A 21248-nucleotide genomic window follows, 5' to 3' on the forward strand; every position below is an offset into this window, starting at 1 on the left:
CAATCGCCGAGCCTTCGCAACTTTCGCTTTGAATACTGCGTCAAGTTTTAGCAGAAGGTATTATGATGTTATGGGCTATATGACGCCGAAATCGGGCGCTGTTTTGAATTACAGGTAAACTTTTGGATGGGCTCACGCTTATTCGCGGTTCCGAACCAGTCGTAGCCTGCCTCCAAACCTCCCCTTGAAAAGGGGAGGTTGTTTCGCTCGTCAAGAGCGAAGCGGGTGGGGATCGGCTCTCATCCAGCATCGCCTGCCGCTACCCCCCGACCTTACCCCTTTCAGGGGGAAGGAGAAAACCGGGATTGCGACCGTGGCGCCTTAGCCCGGACGTCGGCGCGGCTTGAGGCCCGCGAGGAATAGCCGCGCGAAATGATCGGCGATCTCGGCTGGAGACCAGTCACGCCTGGTCTTGAACCAGATCGGATACCAGTGGCCCATTCCGGTGAGAATGCGCTCCGCGAAATAGGTATCGATGCGGCGGAAACGGCCCTCGTCGATCCAGCGCTGATAGCTGTTCTGGTCTTGCCGGATCGTCGCCAGCACGTCTCCGACATAGGCTTTTCGGTCTGCGTCGTTGAGATAGTTGATGTTGTGGTAGGTCGCCTTCGGGCCGCGGGGCGTGTCGTGCAGCATCAGCAGCAGGCGAATTCGCTGCACGATGTGATCGAATGCCCCAAGGCTGTGCTCTTGCAGATGCTCCCGAATGCTGACCTCGCCGGCGAGCCCGCGTCGCAGGCAGGCCAGCAGCAGGCTCTCCTTTTCACTGAAATGATAGTAGATGCCGGCGCGGGTCATGCCCGCATCGGCTGCGATGCTCTCGAGCGACGTGCCCGAGGCGCCCCTCCGGTTGAAACTGTCCGAGGCGATCGACAGCATCCTGTCGAACTTGGCGGCCCGCTTGTTCAACGCTGCGCGAGCTTCGAGGAACGGGGCGAGGCTGAGCGGCTCGGGCATCTTGGGAAGGGCGATCTCGCGCCGGTAGACGCCGTGCGTGATGATGTCGTCGATGGCATCGATCGCCTGTTGCCGCGTGTAGTAGTCGCGTTCGGACAGCCAGAACGGAACCCAGTCCAGGACGGAGATCAGCGCCACCGCCGTGAGCAGCGGCTCGTCGCAGGCGATCGAGCCGTCCGCCACGCCCCGATCGAGGATGTCCGCCAGCAGCGCGGCGTTCTGCCAGCGCTTGGCGTGGACCTCGCTGCTGTAGGGCGCGGCCAGCGCATCGATATCGCTGAACAGGATCATGCGCTGGCCTTCGGGCCTCAGCCTGCCGCGCACGAAGCGCCTGATGATCTCGAGCCCGTCGATGCCGGGCTCGGCGGCCGCCTCGATTTCGTGGCGATAGATCGCAAGGCCGCGCAGGTAGCAGTGGAAGATGAGATCTTCCTTGTCGCGGAAATAGTGATACAGCGCGCCCGGCACGGCCTGCACCGATGCCGCGACCTGCTCCATCGTCACGTTGGCATAGGAGTGGCGGGCAAACAGCCGGGAAGCTGAGATTAGAATTTCTTCAGCCCGATCCGTCGGGTCGGCGGCGACTTGCAAGCTCGAATGCCCTTCTTGACCGCGGAACGAAAGTCCGCACGCGAGATAATCCCCTTGGCAGCCGCTTGTCGATCTGCGATAGACGGTGGCATACCATACACCAGCTGGTCTTGATTGTCTGGTGATTTGGCGACCGTCGGCCCGTGGGTGCGGGACGGCCAATATCGACCGGGCATCGGTTCGGCAGCAACTTCGGACAGGATTTTGGAGAGCAAGCCTTTCGTGAGAAGGGCTATTGGAGAGAGCATGGCGCGCAACATTCTGATTTTGGGAGCTTCCTACGGCTCCCTGCTGGGGACCAAGCTGCTGATGGCGGGTCACAACGTGTCCCTGGTGTGCCGGAAGAACACCGCCGACCTGATCAATCGCGAAGGCACCGAGGTGCGGATCAAGCTGCGCGATGAGAAGGAGCACCGCTCGATCTTCTCGCGCGATCTGCCGGGCAAGCTCGACGCCGTCACGCCCGCCGATGTCGACGTGTCGCGCTACGACATGGTCGGCCTTGCGATGCAGGAGCCGCAATACACCAACCACACGGTTCGCGTGCTGATGATCAAGATCGCGGCGGCGAAGCTGCCCTGCCTGTCGATCATGAACATGCCGCCCTTGCCGTATCTGAAGCGGATCCCCGCACTCGCCGGCATGGACCTCGAGGAGGCCTACACCAACGCGCAGGTGTGGGAGCGCTTCGAGCCGGGCCTCGTCACGCTGTGCTCGCCCGATCCGCAGGCCTTCCGTCCGCCGGAGGAGAAGGCCAATGTGCTGCATGTCGGCTTGCCGACCAACTTCAAGGCCTCCGCCTTCGCCGACGACAAGCACAACAAGGTGCTGCGCGAGCTCGAAGCCGACATCGACGCGGTGACGCTCGACGGCCAGGACGTTCCGGTGAAGCTGAAGGTGTTCGATTCGCTGTTCGTGCCGCTGGCGAAGTGGTCGATGCTGCTGACCGGCAACTATCGCTGCATCACACCGACGGAGCCGCAATCGATCCGCGACGCCGTGCATGGCGACCTGACGCGCTCGCAGGCGATCTATGATCACGTCGACGGCATCGCGCGCAAGCTCGGCGCCGACCCCGCGGACCAGGTGCCGTTCGCGAAATACGCCAAGGCGGCGGAAAGCCTGCTCAAGCCGTCCTCGGCGGCCCGTGCGGTTGCCGCCGGCGCGCCCTTCATCGAGCGCGTCGACCTCTTGGTGAAGCTGATCTCGCACCAGCTCGGCACGCCCAGCGCCGAGATCGACCGCACGGTCGAGACCGTCGATCAGAAGCTCAACGAGAAGATCGTGCAGGGCGGCTCCGGCGCGGAGTGACGCGCGTTGATGGCGAGGGCGGGCGCCCTCGCCATGCACCGGCGGTCGGCAAAGCGTGCGATCGCGGTTGCCGGACGCATGGCTCGACCTGTCCGGATAAGATAGAGTCGCCCAGCTGCGGTTGGGAGCAACGGACATGCCGAGCAAATCGCTTCCTCTCCTTGCAATCTACGGCGACCTCGATCGCGCACGCGACATCATGCGCGCCTGGCAGCCGCTCGATCATCTCTCCCCCGACGACGCCGAGATCGTCGTGAAGGCAATCGCCGAGGGCATCGCGCGCGGGCGCCGGCACGGGATCGAGATGGGACAGTGTCATCAGGCGGCGTAAAGCCGCTAGCCCTCATGTGTCACGGCAAGGATCGTCACCGAACGCGTCTGCTGGCTCGGCGTCTGAAAATCGATCGTCTGGCCGACCGACAATCCGATCAGTGCCGCACCGACCGGCGTCAGCACCGAGATGCGCCGCAATGCGATGTCGGCTTCGTGCGGGTACACGAGCACGACCTCCCTGACGTCGCCGGTTTCGTCGTCGCGGTAGCGGACAAGCGAGCCCATGCGGACCACGTCATGCAGATCGGCATCGTCGGCGACCAGCTGGGCGCGGTCCGTCTCGCGTGCGAGGAACTGGGCGACGCGGGGAAACACCGCCATGCTGGAATCGGCCAGCGCGCTGAGGCGGTGCGCCTCGCTCGCGGTGATCACGATCGGCGGCAATGCCGGGGCGGTAAAGCTGTTTTGAACAGTTCGGGTCATATCGGTTGATCTTTGCGGTTGATCGGAGGCGCACGAGCGCCGGCGCGCGGACATCTCGCGACGCGACGGACTGAAATGATTTGGTGACGTCGAAGAATCCGGACGGCGTGCGATCGCCGGCCGGCTAATTGCCTGCGTGCAGACGTCCGGCGCGCAATTCGCGGCGCGCAATGCGGGTGTCGATGCGGAGCGTGTCGATCATGGCATTATCAACATAGCCGCTGGCGACGTCGCATCCATTGCGGCGAAAGCGCGCACACCGCCGCGTGGAACGAGACGCCATCGCCGCACACAGAGCGTCAGGGCTGTCCGATGCCGGACAGGCCGAGCACCGCGCCGGCGGCGAGCGCGACAAGCGGATGGATGCGCGTCGCGGTGGTGGCGATCGCGACGCCAACCGCGATCAGGATCGTGCCCCAGCTCGAGGCCGACGCGTGGGTGATGACGACGGCGCTGGCGGTGACGAGCCCGGCGGTGACCGGAACCAGCCCGGCCTGCACGGTGCGGCGCCAGGGCCGGTCCTTGAAGCGTTCCCAGAGCCGCAGCGCGAAGCCTGTCACCAGCGACGACGGCCCGAACTTGGCGAGCGACGTCACCAGCACGCCGGAGAAGCCCGCGACATGCCAGCCGACCAGCGGCACCACCATCATGTTCGGCCCGGGTGCTGCCTGCGCCAGCGCGAACAGCGCGCCGAATTCCTGCGCCGTCATCCAGTGATGGACGTCGACCACCTGACGCTGCATCTCCGGCAGGATGGTGTTGCCGCCGCCAAAGGCGAGCAGCGAGAGCTCGGCGAAGATCAGCGCGAGCGTGACAAGGGTTGCGCTCATGACGTCTGCCTCGACCTGAGGAAGATGCTGAGCGGCGCCAGCGTCAGCAGGGTCGGCAGCAGCGGCAATCTGAACGCGGCAATAGCGAGCACGCAGAGCGCGCCGATGAAGAGGCCGAGCACATCGCGCCGCAGCGGCCAGGCGATCTTGATCGCCGTGGAAATCAGCAACCCGGCTGCCGCGGCGGCGAGGCCGCCGAACAGATGACGGACGACCGGGTCGTCGGCGAAGCGGCCATAGATCACACCAAGGCCGATCACGACCGCGGTCGGCACCGCGATCAGGCCGAGGATCGCCGCGAACGCGCCGGGAATGCCGCGAAACTTCAACCCGACCGCGACCGACATGTTGATGATGTTGCCGCCGGGCAGGAACTGGCACAGCCCGAGCAGGTCGGTGAACTCCGCGCCGGTGAGCCAGCCGCGCTTCTCCACCATCATGTGGCGCGCCAGCGGCAGCACGCCGCCGAAGCCGGTCAGTCCGAGGATGAAGAAGCCCGTGAACAACTCGCCGACGTCAGGTGCGACATGCTTGGTGGTTTGCGCGGCGGGGATGGCGTCCATCGGCGGGGCGGCTCCGGTTCGATTTGTTCTTGAGCCGACTTTAGTTGGCCGCGTGACAAATTTCCAATATATGGATACGGGAATTTGCATATCTGTTGCATATGGATTGCCCGATGATCGAACTGCGCCATCTTCGCTATGCCGTCGCGGTCGCCGAGGAAGGTCATATCACCCGCGCCGCCGCGCGGCTCGGCATCCAGCAGCCGCCGCTGAGCCAGCAGATCCGCGCGCTGGAAGCCGCGATCGGCGCGCCGCTGTTTCGCCGGCAGCCGCGCGGGGTCGAGCTGACCGCCGCCGGCCGTGCCTTCGTCGGCAAGGCGCGCGCGATCCTGCGCGACGCCGACCTCGCGGTGGAAGCCGCGCGCCGCGCGAGCCGCGGCCAGGAGGGCCAGCTTGCGATCGGCTTCACCTCCTCGGCCGCTTTCCATCCTTTCGTCACCGGCGTGATGCGCGAAATGCGCGAGCGCGCGCCGGCGATCACGCTGTCGCTCGAGGAGGCCTCGACCGGCGAGCTGATCGCAGCCGTCGAGGCCGATCGGCTCGATGCCGCATTCGTGCGCTCGCCAAGCGAGCGGCTGGAGAACCTCACGATCACGCATCTGCTCGACGAGGAGATGGTGGTCGCATTGCCGGACCATCATCCGCGCGCCCGCAAGGACACGCGGCGGCGGATTTCGCTGGCCTCGCTCGCCGACGAGCCGCTGATCCTCTACCGCCGTCCGACCGGGCCCGGCCTTTACGACAGCATCATCGCCGCCTGTCGCGCGGCGGGCTTCAGCCCGAAGGTGGCGCAGGAGGCGACGCGGATGGTGTCGACGCTCAGTCTGGTCGCGGCCGGGCTCGGCATTTCGATCGTGCCGGAATCGATGGCGCGGCTTGAGACCGCCGGCGTGTCCTATCTTCGCCTCGACCGCGCCACGGGCCTCGTCGCGCCGCTGGCGCTGGCGCGCAAGAAGGGCCCCGCCGCCGGCACGCTCGGCCGACTGCTCGGGATCGTGACGCGGCGGGTGAAGGACCGCGCCGGCGGTTAGTGGAGACTGCGCGACGTGGCTCAACGTCGCCGCTGCCGCCGGTGGCGCGGAATGTGGGGAGTTTGGCGAACGCGCGCGTCCGGGCGCGTCTAGATAGCCTCCATCGAATCCGGCCCGCACGTGGATCGCAACTGCTCAGCTGCGTCCGGAGGACTCGGGTTCAATCAACACCGCGAAAGGCATTTCCGATGGCGCGTTTTCCTGTCCATACGCTCGAGTCTGCCCCTGAAGCCTCAAAGCCCGTCCTGCGCGAGGTCGAGGCGCGGTTTGGCATGATCCCGAACCTTGCGGCGACGATGGCGACGTCGCCTGTGCTGATCCAGAGCTTCATCGGCATCTTCGACAAGGTTCACGGCGGCAGCTTCACCGAGCAGCAGATCCAGACCGTGCTGCTCACCGACGCGGTCACCAATGGCTGCGCCTGGGCGGTCGCGCTGCATTCCGCGCTCGGCTTGCAGGCTGGCCTCGATCCGGCCGATGTCGATGCGATGCGCGCCGGCCGCTCGCCTGCCGACAAGACACTCGGCGCGCTCTCGACGCTGGCGCGGTCGCTGATCGAAAAGCGCGGACGGCTCGACGATGAGGAGATCGAACGATTCCTCGCGGCCGGGTTCTACAAGGACCTCGTGCTCGAGGTGATCACCATCGTGGCGGCGTCGACCATCACCAACTACACCGGCAGCGTCACCAATCCGCCGCTGGAGGCAGCGTTGCAGGAATATGCCTGGAACGGCTGAGACGATCGCGCTTCAGTGTCTTCCACTGCGTGCCGGCCGCGAATAGCTTCACGTCCTAGCCCGCAAATCTGGCGCGGTAGTCCTGCGGCGTGGTCGACAGCAGGCGCAGGAAGCTGCGGCGCATCGTTTCCTCCGACCCGAAGCCGCAACGCCGCGAGATTCGCTTGATCGGCAGGCGCGTTTCCGAGAGCAGATGCCGCGCGCCCTCGACCCGGAGCCGCTCGATCGCGCGTGCCGGCGTCAAGCCGGTCGCCTCGGCGTAATGGCGGCTGAAGCTGCGCTCGCTCATGCCGGCCTGTTTCGCCAGCGTCGACAGCGAGAGGTCGCCGGCCAGATGGTTGCTGATCCAGTCGTGCAGCGCGCTGAACCTGTCGTCGGTTGCTTGCAGCGTCAGGATTTCGCTGAACTGCGCCTGTCCGCCCGGCCGCTTGAAAAACACCACGAGATAGCGGGCGACGGCAAGCGCCGCCGTGCGGCCGAGATCCTCCTCCACCAGCGCCAGCGCCAGATCGATGCCGGACGTGACGCCGGCCGACGTCCAGAACGAACCGTCGCGCACGAAGATCGGATCGGGCTCGACGCGGACATCGGGAAAGCGCTCGGCGAGCTCTGCGCAAAATCCCCAATGGGTCGCGGCACGCCGGCCATTGAGCACGCCCGATTCGGCGAGCAGGAACGCGCCGGTGCAGACCGATGCGGTGCGGCGCGCCTGCCCGGCACGTTCGCGCACCCATTCCACCAGGACGGCATCGGCCGCCGCGGCGTTGACGCCGTCGCCGCCCGGAATCACCAGCGTGTCGACCGCGGTGTCGATCGCGGGCAGCGGATGCACCGCGAGCCCGACACCGGCGGACGACTCGACGTGTGAGCCATCCTTTGCAACGACGCGGACTTCATATGGCTCGGCGTTGCCTGCCTTGGCCGCCAGCGCATTGGCCGACGCGAACACCTGCAATGGCCCGGTGACGTCGAGCAACTGCACGGCCGGATAGGCCAGCACTTCGATCGAGCGGCGGCGGTTTGGCGAAAAACGTGGGCTGGTTGGCGTCATCGCCGAAACCTGCCGCGCTAGATTCGCTTTGTCCATAGCGCAAGGAAAGTTCGAGGGAAGTTCGATGATTGCTCACGATGTTCATCTGCGGATCGGTTCGCTGCTGTTCGAAGGCGTCGATCAAATCGATTTGACCGGGCCGTTCGAGGTGCTGTCGCGGATTCCGAATTCGACCTACCGCATCTACGGCAAGACCGCCGAGCCCGTCCGCGACATCAAGGGATTGCGGCTGACACCGGATGCGACGCTGGCCGATGCGCCGCCGCTCGACGTGCTGCATGTGCCGGGCGGCTTCGGTCAGCAAGCCCTGATGGAGGACGCGGAAGTGCTCGGCTGGATCAACCGGCAGGCGGCGGGGGCTTGCCGCATTTTCTCGGTCTGCACGGGCGCGCTGATCTGCGGAGCGGCCGGCCTGCTGAAGGGGCGCAGGGCGACGACGCATTGGGCGTCGTTTCATCTGCTGCCGTTGTTCGGCGCTACGCCCGTGAACGAACGCGTGGTGGTGGACGGAAGCTTTGTCTTTGCCGCCGGGGTCACGGCAGGCATCGATGGCGCATTGCGGCTCGCGGCTGAATTGCGCGGCGACGATACCGCGCGGGCGATCCAGCTCTATATGGTGTATGCGCCGGAGCCGCCGTTCGACAGCGGCACGCCGGAGACCGCGCCGCCCGAAATCCTGCAGCAGTCGCGCCAGGCGGTGCGCGCGATCACGGAGCAGCGGGAGGAAACCGCGCGCCGTGTCGCGGCGAGGCTGGGCGTCGCCGTGCAGGGAGACTGAGTGCAAGGTTTTGCCGAACACTCGATTCGGTGTCACCTCGCCCCGCGTGCGGGGAGAGGTCGGAACGCATCGCTAGATGCGTTCCGGGTGAAGGGGAGTCTCCGCAACCGCAGCTATCGCCGAATATGCGGATGCGGCCCCTCACCCCAACCCTCTCCCCGTCAAGAACGGGGAGAGGGAGTGCAGCGCCGGCGCGGTCGCTATTCGACCTCGTCTCGTAGCACTAATTCCCCGGCTCGAAGCTGCAATCGGCGCCGCCGCCAGCCTTGTCCTTGATCACTTTCGGATCGAGCGTGCAGGACAGTTTCGACAACGCCTCGTAGATCGTGCCGGCGGCGCCGTCGGGCGGCACGCCGGCGAGCGCCACGGTCGCGAACATCGCGTTGGCCTCGCTGCCCTTCACGGTACGGGTATTGCCGCCGAAGCTCAGCGCGCAGGAGCGCGAGGTGATGTCGACATTGCTGGCGCGGCAGACCACCTTGTCGGCGGTGACGACGATCTTGCTGGCATGGGAGACATTGCTGTCGCCATTGAAGAACGCCGCGACCGCCTTCTTCTCCTTGGCCGGCAATGGCGAATAGGGCGCCACCGCGCCGGCGAGCGCCAGCGCGACCGAGCCCGAGGTGGTCGCAGGCGCGGCCCATGCGGCCGACGCGGCCAGCGACAATGAACATGCGAGGATCGTCAATCGGCCCAGTCTCATTCCCGTCTCCTGCATCGGCGCTTTCCGCGGCGCGGAATCGCTAGCACGTCTCGCGGTCTGGACGGGTGGCGCGATTCACACGCGATCCCGCAACTTCGCGTGAGGCGCGGTGCGCGCACAGGGCAGGGCGGCCCCGCGCGGATCGGCTTGCACGATCGCGCCATCGGCGTCACAGTCCGATCCGTGGCAGCGATGCCGCCAACAACGACGACAAGAAGATCAATCCGGGGAGCGCCATGGCGGCCACGCGCATCGACTGCGACATCCATCCCGCGGTGGGGGGAACGCGCACCACGCTGCTGCCCTATCTGAGCGATCACTGGAAGGAACAGGTCGTCAGCCGCGCCATCGACGGGCTCGACCTCAATTCCTATCCGCCGTCGATGCCGCTGTCCGGCCGCGCCGACTGGCGGCCGGCCGACGGCAGCAAGCCCGGCAGCGATCTTGCCATGGTGCAGCGCGGTGCGTTCGACCAGCTCGGCGCCAGCCACGCGATCTGCAACGTCGTCTATGGCGCGCAGGCGGTGTTCGATTCCTACATGGCGGCGGACTTCTGCAAGGCGATCAACGACTGGATCGCGGCCGAATGGCTCGCCAGGGACACGCGGCTGCGCGCCTCGATCGTGGTGCCGATCCAGGCGCCGGATCTCGCGGTCGAGGAGATCGAGCGCAGGGCCGGCGACAATCGCTTCGTCTCGGTGCTGGTGCCCTCGCAAGGTGAGACGCTGCTCGGCCGGCGGCATTACTGGCCGATCTACCAGGCCGCGGAGAAGTACAAGCTTCCGGTCGCGATCCACGCCGGCAGCGCCTACCGCGGCGCACCGAGCTCGATCGGCTGGCCGTCCTATCGCTACGAATATTATCTCGCCGAGGCGCAGGCGTTCCAGGCGCAGACGCTGAGCCTGATCTATGAGGGCGTGTTCGGGAAGTATCCCGAATTGACCGTCGTGCTGATGGAGTCGGGCGTCAGCTGGCTGCCCGCCTTCATGTGGCGCGCCAACAAGACCTGGCGCGGCGTGCGCGTCGAGGTGCCGTGGGTGGAGCGCGAGCCGGCCGCGATCATCCGCGATCATTTCCGCGTCACCATGCAGCCGTTCGACGCGCCGCTGGATCCTACAAGCGTTGCCGACATCATCGATCAGATCGGCTCCGACAAGATGTTCCTGTTCGCATCCGACTATCCGCATTGGCAGTTCGACGGCGACGATCCGATCCCGCGATATCTGCCCGACAGCATCGTCAAGCGGATGTGCGAGGACAATCCGATTGAAACGTTCCCGCGTTTGAAGCTGAATTCGTAATTCGCGCGCATGATTCGGAAAAGTGGGAACCGGTTTTCCGACAAGAACATGCGCAAACAAGAAGGAGGATCGCATGAGTGACGTCATCGACCGCCCGATGCTCGACCAGGAGAAGACCGCCGCGCCGCGGCTGAAGATCATCGATTGCGACATCCATCCGAGCCTTCACGCGCACAGCGACCTCAACGAGTTCCTGCCGAAGCGCTGGCAGCAGCATCTGAAGGAATACGGCAGCCATTTGCGCACGCCCTATATCGGCACCACGCCCTATCCGCGCTCCTCGCCGCTGATCGCGCGGCGCGATGCCTGGCCGCCGACCGGCGGCGTGCCCGGCTCCGATCTCGATTTCATGCGCAAGCAGCACCTCGATCCCTTCGACGTCGAGTTCGGGATCCTGCAGGTGCTCGACCTCTTCATCTTCTCGCAGCAGAATCTGGAATTTGGCGCCGCGATCCAGCGCGCCATCAACGACTGGCAACTGGTGTTCTGGGCGCATCGCGATCCGCGCCTGAAGGCTTCGATCCTGGTCGGGCAGGACGGCTCCGACCTTGGCCTCGCCGAGATCGAGCGCTGCGCCAGGACCGGCGAATACATCCAGATCAACGTCTCGCCGCGCGCCAACGAGCCGCTCGGCCGCCGCCGCTACTGGCCGATCTATGAACGCGCGCAAGAGCTCGACCTGCCGCTCGGCATCCATGTCGGCGGCTATGGCGGGCATGCGCCGACCGGCGGCGGCTGGCCGTCCTATTATTGCGAGGAGCATCAGTCGAACGCGCACACGGTGGCCTCGAACCTCACCAGCCTTGTGCTCGAGGGCGTTCCCGAGCGCTTCCCGAAACTGAAGATCGTGTTCATCGAGGGCGGCTTCGGCTGGATTCCCGCGACGATGTGGCGATTGGATCAGCATTTCGAACGCTTCCGCAGCGAGGTGCCGCATCTCAAGCGCCGGCCGAGCGAGTATGTGAAGGAGCATTTCTGGTTCACGACCCAGCCGATCGACGAGCCGGATGAAGCGAGGCACCTGCGGCAGCTGATCGAATGGGTCGGCATCGACCGGCTGTTGTTCTCGTCGGACTATCCGCACTGGGACTATGACGACGCGCGCTACGCCTTCAAGACGCCGCTGACGGACGCCGAGCGTCGCAAGATCTTCAATGCCAACGCCCGCGCGGTGTACAAATTCTAGGACGAGATGACTTCACTTCGGATCGAGCGCTGGCCTCGGTTTCACCTCGCCCCGCGTGCGGGGAGAGGCATAGGCCGCCTTCGGCGGCCGTTCCCAAGAACGCCGAAGCAAGGCTTCGGCTATGATGCATCGTCAGATGCATTCCGGGTGAGGGGGAGCTTCCACGAACGCAACTATCACCGTTTATGCGGAGACAGCCCCTCACCCCAACCCTCTCCCCGTAAGAACGGGGCGAGGGAGCGCACCACCTTCGCCGCCAATATCGCAGGATTCCGATGACCCGTCACATCGTCGCGCGCACCAGTGAGATTCCGGCCGGCGGCAACAAGGTGTTCGGCCTCGAGGGCCGCGACATCGTCGTGTTCCACGTCAATGGCGAGTTCTTCGCGCTGCTCAATCGCTGCCCGCATGAGGGGGCGCCGCTGGAGAAGGCGGCCTGCGTCGCGCGCCTGACCTCGCCGCAGCCCGGCATCTATCAGCGCGACCGCGTCGGCGAGATGCTGCGCTGTCCGTGGCACGGCTGGGAATTCGACATGCGCAACGGGCAGTCCTGGTTCGATCCCAAGCGGTTCAGAATCCGCTCCTATCCGGTCGCGGTCGAAAGCGGCGCCGAGTTGCAGAAGGGGCCGTATGTCGCCGAGACGTTCCCGGTGCACATCGAGGACAATTACGTGATCGTTGAGGTTTAGCGGGCGCCGCCCCGAACGCCGTCACGGCCATCCACGCCTTTTCTACCGAGCAGAAATGTAGACACCCGGAACTCGTTATTGCGATATTTGCAATAATGAAGTGCCGTCGACAGCAATTATAATAAGCGCTGCAATGGGCCACCTTGAGCTGGCGATCGGGAATGAACCCGTCCACCACATCAGGAACGGCACATGAAGCTCTATCACTTCGCTCTCTCCGGCCACGCGCATCGCGCGCGCCTGTTCTTGTCCCTGCTGGGAATTCCGCACGAACTTGTTGACGTCGACCTCAAGTCCGCCGCGCAGAAGCGGCCGGAATATCTCGCGCTCAACCCGTTCGGCCAGGTGCCGGTGCTCGACGATGGCGGCACCATCATTGCCGATTCCAACGCGATCCTGGTCTATCTCGCGACCAAACTCGGCCGCACCGACTGGCTGCCGCAGGATGCAAAGGGCGCTGCCGCGGTCCAGCGCTGGCTGTCGGTTGCTGCCGGCGATCTCGCGTTTGGGCCCGCTGCGGCACGCCTCATCACCGTGTTCGGCGCGAAGCACAATCCGGACGACGTGATCGCGCGGGCGCATGTCCTGCTGAAGCGGCTCGAAGCCCATCTCGCCGGTCGCGACTGGCTGGTCGGTACGGCGCCGACAATCGCTGATGTCGCGCTCTACAGCTATCTGTCCAGCGCGCCCGAAGGCAATGTCGATCTCTCCGCCTATGCGCGCGTCAACGCGTGGCTGCGCCGGATCGAGGCGCTGCCGGGCTTTGTGGCCTTTGCCAAGACCCCCGTCGGTCTGGCCGCTGCGTGACCTGCTGACCGGGCGTGCCGTCGGGCGCGCCCGTCCAACCCCGAAGGGGAGGGTAATACGATGAGCGACAGGCGAACCAAGAGCAAGCTCGCGACCTGGCATGCCGGCGAAAAGACGATCCAGCAGCAGGTCGGCGTCGCCGAGAAGATGGAGGCTGTCGGCCAGCGCGCGGTGCGGGACTTCATGCCCGACCAGCATCGCGATTTCTTCGCGCAGATTCCCTTCATCGTCGTCGGCAGCGTCGACCAAAGCGGTGACGCCTGGGCTTCACTGCTGGCCGGCAAGCCCGGCTTCATCTCCTCGCCGACGCCGCGCGGCCTCGAGATCGATGCGCGGCCCGACGCCAGCGATCCCGTCAGCGAAGGCATGCGCGAGGGCGATGCGATCGGCTTGTTGGGGATCGAATTGCACACGCGGCGCCGCAACCGTGCCAACGGGCTGCTGCGCGCAGCATCGGGCAAGGCACTCAGCTTCGAGCTCGATCAGAGCTTTGGCAATTGCGCGCAGTATATCCAGCTCCGCGATTTCGCCTTCGTGCGCGCGCCGGAAGAACCTTTCGCGGGAGAGATCGAGGCGAGCACGTCGCTCGATCAGGCAGCGCGCGACATGATCAAGGCGGCCGACACGTTCTTCGTGGCGTCCTATGCCGAGCGTGAGGACCGTCGCCAGGTCGACGTCTCGCATCGCGGCGGCCGAGCGGGCTTCGTCCGCGTCGCCGACGACGGCACGCTGACGATCCCCGATTTCGCCGGCAATCTGTTCTTCAACACGCTCGGCAACATCCTCGTCAACGGCAAGGCCGGGCTGGTGTTCGTCGATTTCGAGACCGGCGACCTGCTGCAGCTGAGCGGCGATGCCGAGGTGATGCTGGACTCGCCGGAGATCGCGGCGTTTCAGGGCGCAGAGCGGCTGTGGAGCTTCCGTGCCCGCCGCGTCGTGCGCCGGCGCGGCGCGCTGCCGTTGCGCTGGGCGTTCCGGGCCGAAGGCTGGTCGCCGAATTCGCTGATGACCGGCGACTGGGTGCAGACCGCCGAGCGGATCCGCGCCGCCGAGCGCGCCGCGCAGTGGCGGCCGTTCAAGGTCGCCAGGATCGTCGACGAGAGCCGATCGATCCGCTCGTTTCATTTGCAGCCGGACGACGGTGCGGGGTTGCTTCCGCACCGGGCGGGACAGCATTTGCCGATCCGTCTCTCGTTGCCAGGTATCGACAAGCCGGTCATCCGCACCTACACGCTGTCGGTCGCGCCGTCGGACGGCCTGTACCGGATCAGCGTGAAGCGCGACGGTGTCGTATCGCAGCATCTCCACGACACCATCCATGTCGGCGACATCATCGAAGCGCGTGCTCCGGCCGGCGGCTTCACGATCGATGCGCGCGAGAAGCGGCCCGCGGTGCTGCTTGCCGGCGGTGTCGGCATCACGCCGCTGCTCGCGATGCTGCGCCACGTGGTCTATGAGGGGCTGCGCACCCGCGGCATCCGGCCGACATTCCTGTTTCAGGCCGCGCATGCGAAACAGGACCGCGCGTTCGGCGATGAAGTGCAGCAGCTGGTGGATGCCGCCGGCGGCGCGGTGCGGATCATCCGCATCCTCGGCGATGTCGGCGGCGCCGAGCAGGGCACAGATTACGATGCTGCGGGACGGATCGACATGGCGCTGTTATCGCGCGTCCTGCCGTTCAATGACTACGACTTCTATCTGTGCGGACCGCCGCAGTTCACCCAATCGCTCTATGACGCCCTGCGCGGCTACAACATTGCCGACGGCAGGATTCACGCCGAAGCATTCGGTCCTTCATCGCTGGTCCGGAAGCCCGACCTCGTCACCGCAGCGCCGCCGCGCCGACCGCCGGCGACGACGCCGATCCCGGTCGCCTTCACCACATCGTCGAAGGAGGCGCGCTGGACGCCGGAGGCGGGGACGCTGCTCGAACTGGCGGAAGCGCGTGGCCTTAGCCCCGCCTTCAGCTGCCGGGAGGGCAATTGCGGAACCTGCCGAACGCGATTGCTGGCAGGCGCCGTGACCTATGTGAAGCAGCCCGCCGCCGAGGTGGCCGATGACGAGGCGCTGATCTGCTGCGCCGTGCCGGCGAAGCCGGAGGCCGACGGCGAGGACCGGATCCAGCTGGATCTCTGATCAGCCGCACTGGGACTGCGCGGTGGTTAAAGCCCATGAGATTAGGTTGAGCTGGAACGGCGTCGAAAGTTCACCTCTCCCCGGTGGGGAGAGGTGAACCGAGACCGCGGCAAGCCGATGCAACGAAAATTCATCCCGCTTTAGCCCATGCTGCCCGGCATGAAGCAGCGTGGCCTCGGATGCCCGTCCAGATAATACGGCCACACCATGGTGCGGCCGGCACGGTTCGGTCCGGCGACGACGGCCTCGTCGGGAACGTCGACCCACTCGCCTTCGAGCCGCACACGATAGTGGCCGTCTTTGGTGTCCCAATCGGCGTCATCGACACGCTTCGCGTCGCTGCCGTCGCAGCAGGGGCCCTTGACGCTGCGCAGGCTCTCATACCAGGCGTTCAATTCGGGATGCCCGTGATCATGGGCCTGCGCCGGCCCGATCGCCGGCTTCGCCAGCAGGGCGGTGACCACGACGAGCGCCGCACGCCAAAACCGTTTGTTCATCTGATCCCCAAAATCCGGAAAGCCCATGACAGCCAACCCGGACATGGTCATCGAGATCAGGACATCAATCAGATGATAATCGTAATATAATCACATTCGTGAGAGCAGCGGAGCTGCTGCCGGAAGGCCGGGTGCCGACAAACTCAGGCGAGCAGGCTCATCACCTGGTCGATCACGGCCTTCACCTGCTTCGAATCCGGCCTCTGGTGCGCGAGCGCCAGCAGTCCGGCATGCACCACCATGATGGTGTGGGCGGTGACGCCGGGGTCAAAGCCCTTCCTGAACTGGGCGCGATCGGTGCGCAGTCGCGCGCGCAGCAGCTCTTCAAGCCGCCGGTTGTAGCGCTCGATGCTCTTGCGGAGCTCGACCTGGTCGAGCGAGCCGTCGGTCGCGGAATTGATCGACAGGCAGCCGCGCTGTCCCTTCTCGCCCGAGCAATAGGGAATGAAGCCGGTAAGCCACTGCCTGATGACGTCCCGCGCGGGCCCCGGCTGCGCCAGCACGCGCTCGGCCCAGCCGAGGATGCCGTCGTGATAGCGGTCCAGCACCTTCAGGAACAACGCATTCTTGTCGCCGAACGCCGCATAGAGGCTGGGTTTGGCGACGCCGCTCGCCGCCGTGATGTCGTCGAGCGAAGTCGCCTGAAAGCCCTTCTGCCAGAACATCTGGCGGGCGATTTCCAGGACATCGTCCGGATCGAAGCTGCGCGGCCTTGCCATATCCGTCTTTTATGTACTCCCGCGTCGGATGTGAAGCCTTCACCTTGCCGTGAAGGCAGGTCCGGCTATTGACGCAATTCACATTCTGTACTTTAAGGTACATAATAAAATCGTGAGATCACGCCATGAAAGCGGTTCAGGTCGTTGCGTTCGGACATGCAGCGGAGGTGGTCAAGCTCAACGAGGTGCCGGACGTCGGCAGCCCCGGCCCCGACGAGGTCGTGGTCGCGGTGGAGGCCGCGCCGATCAACAATTCGGATTTCATGATCATCGCCGGGCGCTACGGCTATCTGCCGTCGCCGCCGGCCACGCTCGGGATCGAGGGTGTCGGGCGGGTCGTCGTCGCCGGAGCGCAGGTGAGGAACCTGAAGGAAGGCGACCGCACGCTGATTCCGTTCACGGTCCCGACCTGGACCGAACGCGTCAAATTCACCGCGTCGTGGCAGCGCCCGCTGCCCGACAACGCGGATGTCCGGCAGCTCTCAATGATCGCCGTCAATCCGGCCACCGCCTATCTGCTGCTGACCGATTTCGTGAAGATTCCGCGCGGTGGCTGGGTGATCCAGAACGGCGCCAACTCGGCCACGGCGCGGGCGGTGATCGCCATCGCCAAATCGCTCGAGCTCAAGACCGTCAACATCGTCCGCCGCGAGGAAGTCGTGGACGAGGTCAAGGCGATCGGCGGCGATGTCGTTCTGGTTGACGGCCCCGGTCTCGCCAAACGCGTCGCCAATGAAACGGGCGGGGCGCCGATCCCCCTGGCGCTCGATGTCGTCGGCGGCACCTCGACGCTGAACCTGATGAACTGTCTGGCGCCGAAGGCGGTGCTGGTCATTTACAGCGCGATGAGCGGGCAGCCGTTCTCCGGCTCGGCCCTGAGCGTGATCTTCAACGAGGTGTCGGTGCGCGGCTTCTGGCTCGGTCATTGGGGCAGGACCGCGACGGATGAAGCGTTGGCGAGAATGTACGACCATCTCGTGCCGATGGTCGCATCGGGAGCGATCAGCGCACCGGTGCTGGGGAGCTATCGCCTGGAGGATTTTTCGCAGGCGATCGCGCAGGCGGCCGCATTCAAGGGCAAGGTGATCTTCACGCCAGGCTAGGCCGTGTCCCCGGAAATTTGCCGGCGCGCCACGGCGCGGCCACGCCGCTTTCGCTGACATGTGTCCGCACGACGTCACGCCGAAGGCGGCTAGACGATGGTCGAGAGCGCGAACGCGTGCCACGCGCTCCAGTCAATGCCATCGAACGCCCGCACATACATCGTTTCAGTGCCGGTGCTGGCGCCACCACGCATCCAGACATCATTGATGTCGGCGGCGCTGACGTCGATTGCGGTGCCGGCCGCCCAATGGGAATTCGTGGAGGTCCAGAAATAGCCGCTGCTGGCGCCCGTGCCGCCATCCCAGAACTGATACCCGGTCGCGGCATTGCCGTCGGTGTCGGAATAGGACAACAGGTTGCTGATCTGGCTCCACTCGTTGACGTGCAAGGTCTGATCGCTGATCGAGGCGGAGGGGGCGTGGTTGGGCAGGCTGGTCAGGACAAAGCTGTCCCAGGCGCTCCAGCTCGTTCCGTCGAACGCGCGCACATACATGGTGTCGGTCCCACCGGCGGTGCCGCCTCGCACCCAAATGTTGGCCAGATCGGACGCTGAAACGTCGATGGCCGTGCCGGCCGCCCAGTGTGAATTGTCGGGCGTCCAGAAATAGGCGCTGTTCGCAGCCGTGCCGCCGTCCCAGAACTGGTACTGGGTGATCGCATCGCCGTCGGCGTCGGATGTTGAGGTCCAGTTGACAAGCTGCGCCCATTGCGCGGCGTTCAGCGAATGATCGCTGATCGCCGCGGTCGGGGTCGCATTCGTCGACGTCAGGGTAAAGCTGTCCCAACTGCTCCAGGCGGTGCCGTCGAACGCACGCACATACATGGTGTCGGTACCGGTCGTCGAGCCGCCCCGGATCCAGAGATTGGCCAGATCGGATGCCGAAACGTCGATGGCGGTGCCGGACGCCCAGTGTGAATTGTCGGGCGTCCAGAAATAGGCGCTGGTCGCGCCGGTGCCGCCGTCCCAGAACTGGTACTTGGTGATCGTGTCACCTTCGGCATCGCTGGTAGTGAGCCAGCCCTGTGGCTTGGTCCACTGATTGACGTGCAGCGACTGGTCGTTGATGGTCGCGACCGGCGCCGTGTTGACCGTTGACGTCAGCGTAAAGCTGTCCCAGTTGCTCCATGCCGTTCCGTCGAATCCTCTTACCCACAGCGTTTCGGAGCCGACCGCCGAGCCGCCGTGGATCCAGACATTGGCGAGGTCAGCCGCCGAAACTTCGATCGTCGTGTTGGCATCCCAGTGGGAATTGGTGGGAGTCCAGAAATAGGCGCTGGTTGCGGCGGTGCCGCCGTCCCAGAACTGGTACGTCGTGATTGCATCTCCATCGGCATCCGACGCCGTCAACCAGTTGTTGACGGTGACCCACTGATCCATGTGCACGGATTGATCGCTGATCGTCACCACAGGTAGCGAATTCGTCGTCGTCAGTGCGAACGAGTCCCAATTGCCCCAGTCCGATCCGTCGAATGCTCTGACCCACAGCGTCTCGGAGCCGGTCGTCGAGCCGCCGCGGACCCAGACGTTGGTCAGGTCGTCGGCCGAAACTTCGATCGTGGTGTTGGCAGCCCAGTGGGAATTGGTGGGGGTCCAAAAATAGGCGCCGGTTGCGGACGTGCCGCCGTCCCAGAACTGATACTTGGTGGCGGCATCTCCGTTGGCATCAGAGTAGCTCAGCCAATTCTCGACCTTCGACCATGTATTGATGTGCAGCGACTGGTCGTTGATGGTGGCAACCGGAGTTGCGTTTGGAATCGTCGTGAACGTGAACGACGTCCAGTTACTCCAATCAGTCCCGTCGAAGGCACGCACCCACATCGTTTCCGAGCCACTGACCGAACCGGACTTCAACCACACATCGGAAAGGTCCGACGCCGCTACGTTGATGACAATGTTGGCATCCCAGTGGGAATTGGTAGGAGTCCAGAAGTAGCCGCTGGTTGCGGACGCACCGCTGTCGAAGAACTGAAAGCTTTGCGCGGGATTGCCGTCGGCGTCGAAATAAGTCAGCCACGGTTGTATTTTTTGCCAGTGGTTGGACGCCAGGCTGTGGTTGCCAATCGTGACGACCGGTGCGGTATTGGCCATGGTTTGCTTCCTCGCGGCGGGCCGGTCGACACCGGCTAATTTCCAAGGTGCAGCGCAATCAACTTTGCCCTCGTAGAGCGGGCTGGTCCCGCCAGCGTCATTGCGTCGAGAGCATTCCAAAACTCAGCAATATCAGGTCAGCATTGCAGAATTGGGATGTGACGTCTGTGACAGGAATCACCTGTACTGGCCGAGAGTGCTGCGGCAAAATGCCCGGACGTCGCTGTCGAACCTTACGTCGCGATTCGCGACGTGATCGCTGACGATGCAATTGGCAACATTAACACGCTGGGGTCGACGCTTTGCTTTTTGGTCTTGTTGCCTTCTGCAGCACCTTCGGCCAGTGCCGGTCGCACGCTGTGCTGGGGCAACCGCATCTCGATCGTCGTACGCCGGTCCAGTTGTGACGCGAAGCGATGGTCGCTGCGCCAGACCGCGGCTAGCGCGTGCCCGGATTAGTTGCGTCATTGCGGGACGTTAGGACGTCAGCGCGGCTCCATTGTCATTGCAGCTTGAGACCTGCCCGACTTGCCGCTACCAGTGCAGTCCGGCAGCAATGCCGAGCGCATTGGCGATAAGGAACGGTTCTCATGGCGAACACGACGGCGGAGCTTGAAGCGCTCCTGATGCAGCGATCGTTGACCGATCCGCAGCTTCTGGCGACGGCGGAGGCGGCATCGGACTTCCGGATCCTGCCGGATGCCACCGTGATCAAGATCGGCGGGCAGAGCGTCATCGACCGCGGCCGCGCCGCCGTCTATCCGCTGGTCGATGAGATCGTCGCGGCCCGCAAGGCGCACAAGCTGCTGATCGGGACCGGCGCGGGCACCCGCGCCCGGCACCTCTATTCGATCGCGGCCGGGCTTCGGCTGCCGGCCGGCGTGCTCTCGCAGCTCGGCGCCTCGGTCGCCGACCAGAACGCGGTGATGCTGGGCCAGCTGCTCGCCAGGCACGGCATCTCCGCGGTCAGCGGCGCCGGACTTTCGGCCGTGCCGCTTTATCTCGCCGAGGTGAACGCCGTGATCTTCAGCGGCATGCCGCCTTACGGCCTCTGGATGCGGCCGGCACCCGAGGGCATGATCCCGCCCTATCGCACCGATGCCGGATGCTTCCTTGTCGCCGAACAGTTCGGCTGCAAGGCGATGATCTATGTGAAGGACGAGAACGGCCTCTACACCGCGAACCCCAAGACCTCGAAGGGCGCGGCCTTCATCCCGAAAATCTCGGTCGCCGAGATGAAGGCGAAGGGGTTGCAGGATTCGATCCTCGAATTCCCGGTGCTCGATCTGCTCGCCACTGCGCGCCATGTCCGGCAGGTGCAGGTCGTCAATGGCCTCGTACCCGGCAACCTTACCCGCGCGCTCGCGGGCGAGCACGTCGGCACCATCATCACCGCGAACTGAGCAGGGGCA

The 21248-nt window shown here is 65.0% G+C and carries 21 protein-coding genes; 12 read left to right on the forward strand and 9 right to left on the reverse strand.

The window, feature by feature from the left end; genetic code table 11:
• Positions 1-321: 321 nt before the first annotated feature.
• The gene (locus QA639_RS06705; protein ID WP_160321762.1) at positions 322-1548 is read right to left on the reverse strand and encodes a TetR/AcrR family transcriptional regulator; all 1227 of its coding nucleotides are present in this window, start codon (positions 1546-1548) and stop codon (positions 322-324) included.
• 246 nt (positions 1549-1794) lie between these two features.
• Here QA639_RS06705 and QA639_RS06710 point away from each other — a divergent pair, with 246 nt between their 5' ends.
• Positions 1795-2859, forward strand: a complete 1065-nt coding sequence (locus tag QA639_RS06710) for a ketopantoate reductase family protein (protein WP_028332920.1) — start codon at positions 1795-1797, stop codon at positions 2857-2859.
• A 136-nt stretch (positions 2860-2995) separates the two neighbouring features.
• Complete coding sequence (locus tag QA639_RS06715) at positions 2996-3190, forward strand: hypothetical protein (protein WP_028332921.1); 195 nt, start codon at positions 2996-2998, stop codon at positions 3188-3190.
• A gap of 5 nt (positions 3191-3195) precedes the next feature.
• Here QA639_RS06715 and rnk read toward each other — a convergent pair whose 3' ends face one another.
• The 3 genes from rnk to QA639_RS06730 all read right to left on the reverse strand — a co-directional run bounded on the left by rnk (position 3196) and on the right by QA639_RS06730 (position 5008).
• Entirely contained in the window at positions 3196-3615 is a 420-nt protein-coding gene (gene rnk, locus QA639_RS06720; RefSeq protein WP_038377294.1) for a nucleoside diphosphate kinase regulator, read from the reverse strand.
• A 299-nt stretch (positions 3616-3914) separates the two neighbouring features.
• Positions 3915-4445, reverse strand: a complete 531-nt coding sequence (locus QA639_RS06725) for a chromate transporter (RefSeq protein ID WP_028332922.1) — start codon at positions 4443-4445, stop codon at positions 3915-3917.
• Entirely contained in the window at positions 4442-5008 is a 567-nt protein-coding gene (locus QA639_RS06730) for a chromate transporter (protein WP_157344462.1), read from the reverse strand. The genes QA639_RS06725 and QA639_RS06730 overlap by 4 nt, the downstream gene beginning before the upstream one ends.
• Before the next feature lie 113 nt (positions 5009-5121).
• On the opposite strand from QA639_RS06730, the gene QA639_RS06735 reads away from it, so the two are divergent.
• The gene (locus tag QA639_RS06735; protein ID WP_193395231.1) at positions 5122-6039 is read left to right on the forward strand and encodes a LysR family transcriptional regulator; all 918 of its coding nucleotides are present in this window, start codon (positions 5122-5124) and stop codon (positions 6037-6039) included.
• 188 nt (positions 6040-6227) lie between these two features.
• Positions 6228-6776, forward strand: a complete 549-nt coding sequence (locus QA639_RS06740; RefSeq protein ID WP_050385198.1) for a carboxymuconolactone decarboxylase family protein — start codon at positions 6228-6230, stop codon at positions 6774-6776.
• A gap of 55 nt (positions 6777-6831) precedes the next feature.
• Here QA639_RS06740 and QA639_RS06745 read toward each other — a convergent pair whose 3' ends face one another.
• Positions 6832-7827: a GlxA family transcriptional regulator gene (locus tag QA639_RS06745; RefSeq protein ID WP_157344464.1), complete on the reverse strand. Its 996-nt coding sequence runs from the start codon at positions 7825-7827 to the stop codon at positions 6832-6834.
• Positions 7828-7891: 64 nt separating this feature from the next.
• Between QA639_RS06745 and QA639_RS06750 the strand changes: the two genes are divergently transcribed.
• Positions 7892-8605 (forward strand): DJ-1/PfpI family protein, encoded by a 714-nt coding sequence (locus QA639_RS06750; protein ID WP_157344466.1) that lies wholly within the window; start codon positions 7892-7894, stop codon positions 8603-8605.
• A 223-nt stretch (positions 8606-8828) separates the two neighbouring features.
• On the opposite strand, the gene QA639_RS06755 is transcribed toward QA639_RS06750, so the two are convergent.
• Entirely contained in the window at positions 8829-9308 is a 480-nt protein-coding gene (locus QA639_RS06755) for a hypothetical protein (protein WP_028332928.1), read from the reverse strand.
• 236 nt (positions 9309-9544) lie between these two features.
• Between QA639_RS06755 and QA639_RS06760 the strand changes: the two genes are divergently transcribed.
• The 5 genes from QA639_RS06760 (at position 9545) to QA639_RS06780 (ending at position 15427) form a co-directional block, all read left to right on the forward strand.
• Entirely contained in the window at positions 9545-10609 is a 1065-nt protein-coding gene (locus tag QA639_RS06760; RefSeq protein ID WP_157344468.1) for an amidohydrolase family protein, read from the forward strand.
• A gap of 73 nt (positions 10610-10682) precedes the next feature.
• Positions 10683-11795, forward strand: coding sequence for an amidohydrolase family protein (locus QA639_RS06765; RefSeq protein WP_157344470.1), 1113 nt, complete (start codon positions 10683-10685; stop codon positions 11793-11795).
• 275 nt (positions 11796-12070) lie between these two features.
• Positions 12071-12484 (forward strand): Rieske (2Fe-2S) protein, encoded by a 414-nt coding sequence (locus QA639_RS06770; RefSeq protein ID WP_157344472.1) that lies wholly within the window; start codon positions 12071-12073, stop codon positions 12482-12484.
• 192 nt (positions 12485-12676) lie between these two features.
• A complete protein-coding gene (locus QA639_RS06775; protein WP_028332932.1) occupies positions 12677-13291 on the forward strand; it encodes a glutathione S-transferase family protein in 615 nt (204 codons plus the stop codon).
• 60 nt (positions 13292-13351) lie between these two features.
• Positions 13352-15427 carry a 2Fe-2S iron-sulfur cluster-binding protein gene (locus QA639_RS06780; protein WP_157344474.1) on the forward strand — a complete coding sequence of 692 codons (2076 nt, stop codon included), beginning with the start codon at positions 13352-13354 and terminating at the stop codon, positions 15425-15427.
• Positions 15428-15567: 140 nt separating this feature from the next.
• Here the strand turns inward: QA639_RS06780 and QA639_RS06785 are convergent, their stop codons facing one another.
• A complete protein-coding gene (locus QA639_RS06785; RefSeq protein ID WP_028332934.1) occupies positions 15568-15924 on the reverse strand; it encodes a hypothetical protein in 357 nt (118 codons plus the stop codon).
• A gap of 143 nt (positions 15925-16067) precedes the next feature.
• Positions 16068-16643 (reverse strand): TetR/AcrR family transcriptional regulator, encoded by a 576-nt coding sequence (locus tag QA639_RS06790; protein ID WP_157344476.1) that lies wholly within the window; start codon positions 16641-16643, stop codon positions 16068-16070.
• Positions 16644-16768: 125 nt separating this feature from the next.
• On the opposite strand from QA639_RS06790, the gene QA639_RS06795 reads away from it, so the two are divergent.
• The gene (locus QA639_RS06795; protein ID WP_157344478.1) at positions 16769-17746 is read left to right on the forward strand and encodes a zinc-dependent alcohol dehydrogenase family protein; all 978 of its coding nucleotides are present in this window, start codon (positions 16769-16771) and stop codon (positions 17744-17746) included.
• Between the two features lie 89 nt (positions 17747-17835).
• On the opposite strand, the gene QA639_RS06800 is transcribed toward QA639_RS06795, so the two are convergent.
• The gene (locus QA639_RS06800; protein WP_157344480.1) at positions 17836-19836 is read right to left on the reverse strand and encodes a hypothetical protein; all 2001 of its coding nucleotides are present in this window, start codon (positions 19834-19836) and stop codon (positions 17836-17838) included.
• 590 nt (positions 19837-20426) lie between these two features.
• Between QA639_RS06800 and QA639_RS06805 the strand changes: the two genes are divergently transcribed.
• Positions 20427-21239, forward strand: coding sequence for an amino acid kinase family protein (locus QA639_RS06805; protein WP_028332938.1), 813 nt, complete (start codon positions 20427-20429; stop codon positions 21237-21239).
• Positions 21240-21248: the final 9 nt, after the last annotated feature.

Origin of the sequence: Bradyrhizobium pachyrhizi (assembly GCF_029714545.1) — a bacterium.
GTDB classification, from domain to species: Bacteria; Pseudomonadota; Alphaproteobacteria; order Rhizobiales; family Xanthobacteraceae; genus Bradyrhizobium; species Bradyrhizobium pachyrhizi.